This is a genomic window from Streptomyces muensis, from assembly GCF_021474425.1.
GTDB lineage: Bacteria > Actinomycetota > Actinomycetes > Streptomycetales > Streptomycetaceae > Streptomyces > Streptomyces muensis.
In genome coordinates this window covers 1-11655 of sequence record NZ_JAKEIP010000255.1, presented here as the reverse complement: position 1 = coordinate 11655, position 11655 = coordinate 1, and the positions used below count along the sequence as shown (strand labels likewise).

Sequence of the window (11655 nt, the reverse complement as noted above, 5' to 3'; positions counted from 1 at the left end):
CGGCGGGGGGGGGGGCCGCGCGGGCCGCGGGCGCGGGCGGGGGGGGGGGGGGCGCGGCCCCCCCCCCCCCCCGCGGGGTCGAAGGGGCAGCGCCCCTTCAAGGATGGGACGGGTAGGGGCGGCGGGGGCGAAACCACCCCCCGCCCACCTACGTCGTGGACCGCCGCCGCCGAGCCCCCGGCCTCCGCTCACTCGGCCGAGTAACCGGATCCCCAGCCTCCACAGCCGCATCCCGCCGCCGCATCCCGAACTCCGCCAACGCCTCCGCCAACTTGTGCACAGACGGCTCCGGAGCCATCACATCCACCCGAAGCCCATGCTCCTCAGCGGTCTTGGCCGTAGCAGGCCCGATACACGCGATCACCGTCACGTTGTGCGGCTTACCAGCGATCCCCACCAGATTCCGCACAGTGGACGACGACGTAAAGAGAACGGCATCGAAGCCACCCCCCTTGATCGCCTCCCGCGTCTCCGCCGGCGGCGGCGAGGCCCGCACGGTCCGATAGGCCGTGACGTCATCGACCTCCCAGCCCAACTCGATGAGCCCGGCCACCAGAGTCTCGGTCGCAATATCGGCACGAGGCAGGAAAACCCGGTCGATCGGATCGAAAACGGGGTCATACGGCGGCCAGTCCTCAAGCAGCCCCGCAGCCGACTGCTCCCCACTGGGCACAAGATCCGGCTTCACCCCAAAGGCGATGAGCGCCTTCGCCGTCTGCTCCCCCACCGCCGCGACCTTGATCCCGGCAAAGGCCCGAGCATCGAGCCCGTACTCCTCGAACTTCTCCCGCACGGCCTTGACCGCATTCACGGACGTAAAGGCGATCCACTCGTACCGCCCGGTGACGAGCCCCTTCACGGCCCGCTCCATCTGCTGAGGCGTCCGCGGCGGCTCGACGGCGATCGTCGGCACCTCGTGCGGCACGGCCCCGTACGACCGCAACTGGTCGGAGAGCGAAGCGGCCTGCTCCTTCGTCCGCGGCACCAGCACCCGCCACCCGAAGAGCGGCTTGGACTCGAACCACGACAGCTGATCACGCTGAGCAGCGGCGGAACGCTCACCGACCACGGCTATCACCGGCCGCCCGCCCTCCGGCGAGGGCAGCACCTTGGCCTGCTTCAACGTCTGCGCGATGGTCCCGAGCGTCGCGGTCCAGGTCCGCTGCCGAGTCGTCGTACCGGCGACTGTCACCGTCAGCGGCGTATCGGGCTTCCGCCCCGCGGACACCAGCTCACCGGCGGCCGCACCCACGGCGTCAAGCGTCGTCGAGACGACAACGGTCCCGTCCGAAGCCCCGACCTCGGTCCAGCAACGATCCGAAGCCGTCCGCGCGTCCACGAACCGCACGTCCGCGCCCTGCGCGTCCCGCAGCGGCACACCGGCATACGCCGGCACGCCCACGGCCGCGGCGACACCGGGCACGACCTCGAACGGCACGCCCGCCGCGGCACAGGCCAGCATCTCCTCGGCGGCGTACGCGTCGAGCCCGGGATCCCCGGACACCGCACGCACGACCCGCCTGCCGCCCCGCGCGGCCTCCATGACAAGATGTGCGGCATCCCGCACCGCGGGTAGCGCAGCGGTCGTTGACGCACCGTCAACAACCGCTAGTTGAGGCGTGCCTGTGCCCGGAGCGGCGTCCGAATCGGGACCCGTGTCCGTGTGCACTTCGGCGACACCGTGTCTGGCGTGCACGCGTACCACGTCGAGCACCTCGTGCTCGGCGACGAGTACGTCCGCGTTCGCCAGCGCCTCCACGGCGCGCAGAGTCAACAGCCCCGGATCCCCGGGTCCGGCACCGAGGAAGGTGACGTGCCCGTGTTCAAGGCCGGCGGGAAGGGTGGTGGGGCTCAATGTGCTCGCTCCCCCATCAGACCGGCCGCGCCCTGGGCAAGCATCTCGGTGGCGAGTTCGCGACCGAGCGCAAGCGCCTGGTCGTGCGTCTCGGGCACGGGACCGGTGGTGGACAGCTGCACCATCCGCGTGCCGTCGGTCGTACCGACGACGCCGCGCAGGCGCATTTCCTTGACAATCTGCCCGTCGGCCAGAAGGTCGGCCAGCGCGCCCACAGGGGCGGAGCAGCCGGCCTCCAGGGCGGCGAGCAGTGATCGCTCGGCGGTCACGGCGATCCGCGTGAACGGATCGTCGAGCTCGCCGAGCGCGGCGATGAGGTCCGCGTTGTCCGCGGTGCACTCGATCGCCAGTGCCCCCTGGCCGGGGGCGGGCAAAACCGTGTCGACCGACAGGAAGTCGGTCACTTCGTCGATGCGGCCGATGCGGCGCAGGCCGGCCGCGGCCAGCACCACCGCATCGAGCTCACCATCGCGCACATACCGGATCCGTGTATCGACGTTCCCACGGATCGCAACCGTCTCGAAATCCAGCCCGTGTCCGCGCGCGTACGCGTTCAGCTGTGCCATCCGGCGCGGCGAACCCGTACCGATGCGCGCGCCGCGCGGCAGGTCGGTGAGCTTCAGGGCGTCCCGGGCGACGATCACATCGCGCGGGTCCTCCCGCTCGGGTACGGCCGCGAGGGACAGCTCCTCGGGCTGCGAGGTCGGCAGGTCCTTGAGGGAGTGCACCGCGAAGTCGACCTCGCCCCGCAGCAGCGCGTCCCGCAGCGCGGTGACGAACACACCCGTGCCGCCGATCTGCGCGAGGGCCTCGCGCGAGACATCGCCGTACGTGGTGATCTCGACGAGTTCGACGGGCCGTCCCGTCAGCCGGCTCACGGCGTCCGCGACCTGCCCGGACTGGGCCATGGCGAGTCTGCTGCGCCGGGTGCCGAGCCGTAGTGGCGCTTGAGTCATCGTGGGCCTCGGTTCTTCTCGGTGCTGTCCTCGGCCCGGGAGACGGAGGCCACCGTCTCCTGGTCGAGGTCGAACAGGGTCCTCAGGGCATCCGCGTACCCCGCGCCGCCTGGCTCTGCCGCGAGCTGCTTGACCCGTACGGTCGGCGCGTGCAGCAGCTTGTCGACGACGCGCCGCACGGTCTGCGTGATCTCGCTGCGGTGCTTGTCGTCGAGCCCGGGCAGCCGCCCTTCGAGCCGGGCGATCTCGTTCGCCACGACATCGGCGGCCATCGCGCGCAGGGCGACGACGGTGGGCGTGATGTGCGCGGCCCGCTGCGCCGCCCCGAAGGCCGCGACCTCGTCGGAGACGATACGGCGGACCTGGTCGACGTCGGCGGCCATCGGCGCGTCGGCGGAAGCTTCCGCCAGCGACTCGATGTCGACAAGACGCACCCCGGCGAGCCGGTGCACGGCCGCGTCGATGTCCCGGGGCATGGCGAGGTCGAGCAGCGAGAGGACGGGCGTCGGGCGGTGCGCCCCGGCGACCGGCTCGGGCTTGCGGCGCTCGGGGATGCGGCCGACGGTGGCCACGGTCGCGGCGAGCGCGGTGATCAGCTCGGCGTCGGCCTCGGGGCTGCGCCGGGCGGCCTCACGCCGGTCGACGGCGCTGCCCGCGGCCCAGCTCGCGTGCTGCTCCAGCGTGGCCGCGTCCATCCCGGCGACGGCGGCCTCCCCCATGACAGAGAAACCTCCCTGCACGGAGCCGAGATCCAGCGGGCAGTCCTCGTCGGTGCCGACGCTGGTGGGCGGCAGCGGGGTCTGCCGTACGTCGGTGGCGTCGGCGGCGCTCCTGGCGGCCGGCGTCTTGGCGGCCGTACGAACGCTGTCAGCGGCCTCCTCGAAGGCGACCGGCTGACCGGTACGGCCTTCCACCGACGCGGCGACCTCTTCCGCCGTGAGGACGATCCCGGTGGCGCCGGTGCAGGAGACGACGACATCGGCACGTGTCAGCTCGACCGGCACCGAGTCCATCGGTACCGCGCGGGCCGGCACGTCCGTGCCGTCGGCCAGGCCCTGTCCGTATTGCTCCACGAGCAGGGCGGCGAGGCGCTCGGCGCGGTCGTAGGTGCGGTTGGCGACCACGATCTCGCCGACCCCGACCCGTGCGAGCGTGGCCGCGGCCAGCGAGGACATCGAACCGGCGCCGATGACCAGGGCCTTCTTGCCGCGCGCCCAGTCCTCCACGGCCGCACCGGCGGACAGCTGCTCCAGGCCGAAGGTGACCAGGGACTGCCCGGCGCGGTCGATGCCGGTCTCGGAGTGGGCGCGCTTGCCGACCCGCAGGGCCTGCTGGAACAGGTCGTTCAGCAGCCGCCCGGCGCTGTGCAGCTCCTGCGCCTTGGCGAGCGAGTCCTTGATCTGCCCGAGGATCTGCCCCTCGCCGACGACCATGGAGTCGAGCCCGCAGGCCACGGAGAACAGGTGGTGGACGGCCCGGTCCTCGTAGTGGACGTACAGGTACGGCGTGAGCTCGTCGAGCCCCACCCCGCTGTGCTGGGCGAGCAGCGTGGACAGCTCGGCGACACCGGCGTGGAACTTGTCCACGTCGGCGTACAGCTCGATGCGGTTGCAGGTGGCGAGCACCGCGGCCTCGGTGGCCGGCTCGGCGGCGACCGTGTCCTGCAGCAGCTTGATCTGGGCGTCCGCGCCGAGCGCCGCGCGCTCCAGGACGCTGACCGGGGCGCTGCGGTGGCTCAGCCCCACGACGAGGAGACTCATGCCGGCATCACGGCGGGTACGTCCCCGTCGGGTCCCTTGTCGGCGGACGGCGCGGAGTCGTCGGCCCCCTCGCGGGTGACGGCGGCCGCCGGTCCGGTGCCGTCGGTGTGGGCTTCCTCGCCGGCCTTGCGCTGCTCGTGGAAGGCGAGGATCTGCAGCTCGATCGACAGATCCACCTTGCGCACGTCGACGCCGTCCGGAACGGTCAGGACGGTCGGCGCGAAGTTCAGGATAGAGGTGACGCCCGCGGCCACGAGGCGGTCGCAGACGGCCTGGGCGGCACCGGCGGGGGTGGCGATGACACCGATCGACACGCCGTTGTCCTGGATGATCTTCTCCAGGTCGTCGGAGTGCTGCACCGGGATTCCCGCGACGGGCTTCCCGGCCATCGCCGGATCGGCGTCGATAAGAGCGGCCACCCGGAACCCACGAGACGCGAACCCGCCGTAGTTGGCGAGCGCGGCGCCGAGGTTACCGATACCGACGATCACAACCGGCCAGTCCTGGGTGAGCCCCAGCTCGCGGGAGATCTGGTAGACGAGATACTCGACGTCGTAGCCGACACCCCTCGTGCCGTACGACCCCAGGTACGAGAAGTCCTTGCGCAGCTTGGCGGAGTTGACCCCCGCCGCGGCCGCGAGCTCCTCGGAGGAGACCGTGGGTACCGAGCGCTCCGACAGTGCGGTCAGGGCTCGGAGGTACAGCGGAAGCCGGGCGACGGTGGCCTCGGGAATCCCTCGGCTACGGGTCGCCGGTCGGTGAGTTCGGCCAGTTGCCACGGTGCTCCTGCGGGTAGAGCGGGACTGCCGGCGGTCAGTCGTGCCCAGACCGCCCCGTCGAATGCAGGCTATGTCTTTGTGAACGCGTGCACAAAGATGGTGTCCGATTTGCCCGCCCAACGTGACCGGGCTCACGCACGCCCGGCGCACTGGTCTGGAACCGGCGCATACGCACCACCGTTCCTCATCTCTTGGGGGCAAAACCGCACACTCTCCTCAACGATCCCCGCCCCCGAGACCAAGTCGCCGTCGATCCTAAGCCGTTTTCGGCAAAGTTGGACTACCCGGTCAGTACTCGGTCACCGGCCGGTCAGTGCTTTGCGGAGGCGATCTTCGTTCACACGCCAGAAGGTGTGCTGGGCTCCGTCGACCAGGACGACGGGGATCTGTTCCCAGTACTGGTCGTGGAGTTGGGGATCCTGAGTGATGTCCTTCACCTCCCACGGAACCCCCAGCTCCCCACAGACCTTCTCGACGGCGATCTGTGCGTCATCACACAAATGACAGTCGGGCTTCCCGATCAGGGTGACGAGCCGGTCCTGCGGGGACTTGGCTGCGGCGCGACGAAAAAGAGGGCTCATGTCAGCCATTCTCGCGCGCCGCCACGCGGAGGCCCGGCCGCTGCTCCACCACGCTGTTTAACTGCGCGGTCGCGGAGAGTTCACAACCTTCAAACCTCTCGACTCCGGAAGCACCGAACAAACTGGCTATGCTCACGGTCATGGCCGCTCTTGGATGGCTCACTCCCCGTAGGCGTTCCGCCACGGCGCGGAGCGTGTTGGCTGGCGAGGCTTCGGCGGAGGCAGCGCGGAAATCGTCGCAGGAAGCGACGGAGGTCTCCGAGGCCGCCGAGCCGGAGTTCCCGGTACTCGGCGACGAGAAGGCCGCCGCCTTCTTCGACCTGGACAACACCGTGATGCAAGGCGCCGCCCTCTTCCACTTCGGGCGGGGCCTGTACAAGCGGAAGTTCTTCGAGACCCGCGACCTCGCCAAGTTCGCCTGGCAGCAGGCGTGGTTCCGGCTGGCCGGGGTCGAGGACCCCGAGCACATGCAGGAGGCCCGCGACTCGGCCCTGTCGATCGTGCAGGGCCACCGCGTCGCCGAGCTCCAGTCGATCGGCGAGGAGATCTACGACGAGTACATGGCCGAGCGCATCTGGCCCGGTACCCGGGCCCTCGCCCAGGCCCACCTGGACGCGGGCCAGAAGGTCTGGCTGGTGACCGCGGCCCCGGTGGAGATCGCCACGGTGATCGCCCGCCGCCTGGGCCTGACAGGCGCCCTGGGCACCGTCGCCGAATCCGTCGACGGCGTCTACACCGGCAAGCTGGTCGGCGAGCCCCTGCACGGCCCGGCCAAGGCGGAGGCGGTCCGCGCCCTGGCCGCGGCGGAGGGCCTGGACCTCTCCCGCTGCGCCGCCTACAGCGACTCGCACAACGACATCCCGATGCTCTCCCTCGTCGGCCACCCCTACGCCATCAACCCCGACACCAAGCTCCGCAAACACGCCCGCAAGCTCGACTGGCGCCTACGCGACTACCGCACAGGCCGCAAGGCAGCCAAGGTCGGCATCCCCGCAGCAGCAGGCGTAGGAGCAGTAGCCGGCGGCACAGCAGCAGCAATCGCCCTACACAGACGCCGCCGCTAACGGCCTACCGGCCCGGGAGGCACGCTACGACCGGCGGGCGCTACCTGCGACGGCCTTCCGAGGCACGGAAGCGCGCTACAGCCGAGCGGCGAGCCGCGCGGCACTGCCCGCAACGGTCAGCCGAGGCACGGGAGGCACGCTACGACCGGTGGGCGGATCGACTGGCGCCGCCTGCGGCGACCTTCCGAGGCACGGAACGCGGTACAGCCAGTGGGCGAGTCGGGGCCGCGCCGGGAGGTATCCGTCCTCGTTCCGGTGCCGGACGTAGGGTCAGCGGGTCCCGCGTCCTGACACCGGCCTCTGCGCGTCTCCGTGACACGCCTACACCTCAGCCCTTTCGTCCGTCGACCACCAGACACGACCGTCGCGCCCTCAAGCCCACAGTTACCCACAGTCACTTTTCAGCACCGCCCCAGGCATTTTCAGCCCGTCCGGCGTTTGAGGACGAGGCCGAAGGCCGACAGCGGGGTCCAGGGGGCGCAGCCCCCTGGCGGGGTCGAAGGGGCGGAGCCCCTTCAAGGGATGGGACGGGTAGGGGCGGCGGGGGCGAAACCCTGGACTCCGCCCCGGCCACGAACAACCGGAACGGAGCCCCTCCACACACCTACACGTCAGCCCTCATAGGCATCCATCGGCGGACAAGAACACACCAGATTCCGATCCCCAAACGCCTGATCAATCCGCCGCACAGGAGGCCAGTACTTGTCAGCAACCGACCCCCCAACCGGGAACACAGCCTCCTCCCGGCTGTAAACGTGCCCCCACTCCCCACCAAGCGCCCCCGCAGTATGCGGAGCATTCCGCAACGGATTGTCCTCAGCAGGCCACTCCCCCGACCCAACCTTCTCAATCTCCGCCCGAATAGCGATCATCGCCTCACAGAACCGATCGAGTTCGCTCAGATCCTCGGACTCCGTCGGCTCGATCATCAACGTCCCCGCCACCGGGAACGACATCGTCGGCGCATGGAACCCGTAGTCGATGAGTCGCTTCGCCACATCGTCGACACTCACCCCGGTCGCCTTGGTAAGCGGCCGCAGATCGATGATGCACTCGTGCGCGACAAGCCCACCCGGCCCGGTGTAGAGCACCGGATAGTGCGGCTCCAGCCGCTTGGCGATGTAGTTGGCGGACAGCACAGCCACCTGCGTGGCCCGCTTGAGCCCCTCGCCACCCATCAGCCGCACATAAGCCCAGGAAATCGGCAGAATCCCCGCGGAACCCCAAGGCGCGGCCGAGATCGGCCCAACACCCGTCTCCGGCCCGGCGGCAGGCTGCATCGGATGGTTCGGCAGATACGGCGCCAGATGCGCCCGCACCCCGACCGGCCCGACGCCCGGACCACCACCGCCGTGCGGAATGCAGAAGGTCTTGTGCAGATTCAGATGCGAGACGTCACCGCCGAAATGCCCGGGCTTGGCAAGCCCCACAAGGGCGTTGAGGTTCGCTCCGTCGACGTACACCTGCCCACCGGCCTCGTGCACCTGCGCGCAGATGTCGGCGACATGCTCCTCGAACACACCGTGCGTCGACGGATACGTGATCATCAGCACCGCCAGCTCGTCCCGGTGCTTCTCGATCTTCGCCCGCAGATCCTCGACGTCGATCTCACCGTCCTCGGCGGTCCTGACGACGACGACCTTCATACCGGCCATCACCGCGCTGGCCGCATTGGTCCCATGAGCGGAGGACGGAATCAGACACACGGTCCGCTGCTCGTCCCCGTTGGCCCGGTGGTACCCGCGTACGGCGAGCAGTCCGGCCAGCTCACCCTGCGACCCGGCGTTGGGCTGCAACGACACCTTGTCGTAGCCGGTGACCTCGGCGAGACGTTCCTCCAGCTCCTGGATGAGCGTCAGATAGCCCTGCGCCTGCTCGGCGGGCGCGAACGGGTGCAGCTGCCCGAACTCCGGCCAGGTGACCGGCTCCATCTCGGTCGTCGCGTTCAGCTTCATCGTGCAGGACCCCAGCGGGATCATGCCCCGGTCCAGCGCGTAGTCCCGGTCGGCGAGCCTGCGCAGATAGCGCAGCATCGCGGTCTCGGAACGGTACTGGTGGAACACGGGGTGCGTGAGGTACTCGTCGCTCCGCAGCAGCCCGCCCGCCAGCGCGTCCTCGGCCACCGCGTCCAGCGCCTCGATGTCCCCCTCGACCCCGAACGCCGTCCATACGGCGCCCAGCTGGGCCCGGTTCGTGGTCTCGTCGCAGGCGACGGAGATGTGGTCGGCGTCGACGAGGTGCAGGTTGACGCCGTTCTGCCGGGCCGCGGCGACGACCTCGGCGGCCTTCCCCGGCACCCGGACGGTCAGCGTGTCGAAGTAGGAGCCGTGCACGACCTCGACCCCGCCGGCAGCGAGCCCGGTGGCCAGGACGGAGGCGTACCGATGAGTGCGCCGGGCGATGCCGCGCAGTCCCTCGGGTCCGTGGTACACGGCGTACATCCCGGCCATCACCGCGAGCAGCACCTGAGCCGTACAGATGTTGCTGGTGGCCTTCTCCCGCCGAATATGCTGCTCACGCGTCTGCAGGGCCAGCCGGTACGCCTTGTTCCCGTCCGCGTCCACGGACACCCCGACGAGCCGCCCGGGCAGGCTGCGCGCGAACTTCTCGTGTACGGCCATGTAGCCGGCGTGCGGCCCGCCGAAGCCCATCGGCACACCGAACCGCTGCGTCGTCCCGACCGCGATGTCCGCACCGAGCTCACCGGGCGACTTCAGCAACGTGAGCGCGAGCAGATCGGCGGCGACGGTGACGAGCGCGCCGAGTTCGTGGGCCTGCTCGATGACGGCCTTGATGTCCCGTACGACACCGGAGGCACCCGGGTACTGAAGGAGCACGCCGTTGATCTCACGGGAGGCGACGTCGGCCGGAATCCCACCACTGAGGTCGGCGACGACAACCTCGACCCCCGTGGGCTCGGCCCGGGTCTCGATCACGGCGATGGTCTGCGGAAGCACATCCGCGTCGACCAGGAACAGCCCCTTCTTGTTCTTGCCCATGCGCCGGGACAGCGCCATGGCCTCGGCCGCGGCGGTCCCCTCGTCGAGCAGTGAGGCACCGGAGGTAGGCAGCCCGGTCAGATCGGCGACCATGGTCTGGAAGTTGAGCAGCGCCTCTAGCCGCCCCTGCGAGATCTCGGGCTGATACGGCGTGTAGGCCGTGTACCAGGCCGGATTCTCCATGACGTTCCGCAGGATGACCGGCGGCGTGAAGGTCCCGTAGTACCCGAGCCCGATCATGGAATCGAGCACCTGATTGCGATCGGCGAGCGACCGCAGCTCGGCGAGCACCTCGGCCTCGGTACGTGCCCCCGGCAGATCAAGAAAGTCGGCGTTCTTGATCACATCCGGCACGGCGGCGGCGGTGAGCTCGTCGAGCGAGCCGTACCCGACGTGCGCGAGCATCTTGGCCCGAGCCTCGTGATCAGGACCGATATGACGCTGCTCGAAAGGGATCCCCTGTTCGAGCTCGGAGAGCGGAATGCGATGGGCGGTCATTACGGAGGCCTCCTGGTCTGACACGACCTTCGAGGGGCACCACGGCGCGGGTACCCGGACGGCCTCCCCCTCTGTCATCTCAACCTGAGAGCTTCACCGGGTCACCACAGAGCGCCCGGCTTTCACCGTCGGTGAGAGCGGAAGCCGTCGACACCCGCCCTGCTTTCCAGAGTGACCTCGTCCGTGCGGTACGTGTGCCTGAGAGATTCCGGGGAGGATTTGCTCCTTCGGCGCCTCCGGATGGTGTCCGGAGGACTCTCCCGCACGGGGTCAGCAGCCGCTAGCCAGCCTACCAGCGGGGTCAACGCACGGACCTTCGAGTGGCCGCGCTCACCAATCTGCCTTTTCGTAGTGCTTACGACTGCTTACTACTGCTCTCGGATGAGTTGCGAACAAGTGGAGGGCCCGTGCAGACCGACATCGATCCGCGCAATCTGATCGGCCGCAAGGCCTTCGACCGCAACGGCACCAAGATCGGCACCATCGACGAGGTCTACCTCGACGACGCGACCGGAGTGCCGGAATGGGCCGCGATACGCACCGGCCTGTTCTCCCGCGACGCCTTCGTCCCCCTGGAGCCCAGCGAACTGGTCGAGGGCAGCCTCCACATCCCCTTCGACCGCGCCCTGATCAAGGACGCCCCCGACTTCGGCGTGGGCCGCCACCTCTCCCCCGAACAGGAACTCCAGCTCTACCACCACTACGGCCTCGACGTAGCCTCTCCACCCCCACCCCCCGACCGAGACTTCGGCAACGTCGCAGGCCAGGAAACCCCAGAAGACACGCGCGGTTAGGGGTTGCAGCCCCGTCGGCCAGCCACAACCGACGGCCCGCACCCCCACCCAGGGGCGCGGGGAACCGCGCACCGAGCCTTGATGCCCTCGCACCACACCGAGGCGAGGCACCTCAACGAACGCAACCCCGGACGCCCTGAAGCAGCCAGCGGCCCAAGTTCCCGAGCCGCACCTAGCTGCGGGCAGTCGTGCCGCTGGGGCGGCACGGGTGGGCGCGGCGGCACCCCGCCGGCGCGGGCAAGTAACCCAACCCCCGAAAACGTCACCCGGGCCGACAATGCCACGCGCGCCCACCTCTCCAACCCGCGCGCCGCCCTCCCTGCTATCCGGGAGCCACAGGCATGTCCCCCACGCCCCCCTCCGTCACCT

At 69.7% G+C, this 11655-nt stretch carries 8 protein-coding genes and 1 riboswitch; of the genes, 2 read left to right on the top strand and 6 right to left on the bottom strand.

Going from position 1 to position 11655, the window contains the following annotated elements; all coding sequences use genetic code 11:
- Positions 1–148: 148 nt before the first annotated feature.
- From L0P92_RS36200 to L0P92_RS36180, 5 genes are all read right to left on the bottom strand, one after another.
- On the bottom strand, positions 149–1855 hold the full coding sequence (locus L0P92_RS36200) for a bifunctional uroporphyrinogen-III C-methyltransferase/uroporphyrinogen-III synthase (protein ID WP_234767300.1): 1707 nt from the start codon (positions 1853–1855) through the stop codon (positions 149–151).
- A complete protein-coding gene (gene hemC / locus L0P92_RS36195; RefSeq protein WP_234767299.1) occupies positions 1852–2811 on the bottom strand; it encodes a hydroxymethylbilane synthase in 960 nt (319 codons plus the stop codon). Before hemC ends, L0P92_RS36200 begins: the two co-directional genes overlap by 4 nt.
- Complete coding sequence (locus L0P92_RS36190) at positions 2808–4571, bottom strand: glutamyl-tRNA reductase (protein WP_234767298.1); 1764 nt, start codon at positions 4569–4571, stop codon at positions 2808–2810. The genes hemC and L0P92_RS36190 overlap by 4 nt, the downstream gene beginning before the upstream one ends.
- Entirely contained in the window at positions 4568–5350 is a 783-nt protein-coding gene (locus tag L0P92_RS36185) for a redox-sensing transcriptional repressor Rex (RefSeq protein WP_234767297.1), read from the bottom strand. Before L0P92_RS36185 ends, L0P92_RS36190 begins: the two co-directional genes overlap by 4 nt.
- A gap of 299 nt (positions 5351–5649) precedes the next feature.
- A complete protein-coding gene (locus L0P92_RS36180; protein WP_234767296.1) occupies positions 5650–5940 on the bottom strand; it encodes a glutaredoxin family protein in 291 nt (96 codons plus the stop codon).
- Between the two features lie 131 nt (positions 5941–6071).
- On the opposite strand from L0P92_RS36180, the gene L0P92_RS36175 reads away from it, so the two are divergent.
- Positions 6072–6995 (top strand): HAD family hydrolase, encoded by a 924-nt coding sequence (locus L0P92_RS36175; protein ID WP_217206409.1) that lies wholly within the window; start codon positions 6072–6074, stop codon positions 6993–6995.
- Positions 6996–7606: 611 nt separating this feature from the next.
- On the opposite strand, the gene gcvP is transcribed toward L0P92_RS36175, so the two are convergent.
- Positions 7607–10492: an aminomethyl-transferring glycine dehydrogenase gene (gene gcvP, locus L0P92_RS36170; RefSeq protein ID WP_234767295.1), complete on the bottom strand. Its 2886-nt coding sequence runs from the start codon at positions 10490–10492 to the stop codon at positions 7607–7609.
- Between the two features lie 176 nt (positions 10493–10668).
- Positions 10669–10765: riboswitch (glycine riboswitch) on the bottom strand.
- Between the two features lie 134 nt (positions 10766–10899).
- On the opposite strand from gcvP, the gene L0P92_RS36165 reads away from it, so the two are divergent.
- Positions 10900–11286, top strand: a complete 387-nt coding sequence (locus tag L0P92_RS36165; protein WP_234767294.1) for a PRC-barrel domain-containing protein — start codon at positions 10900–10902, stop codon at positions 11284–11286.
- Positions 11287–11655 lie beyond the last annotated feature (369 nt).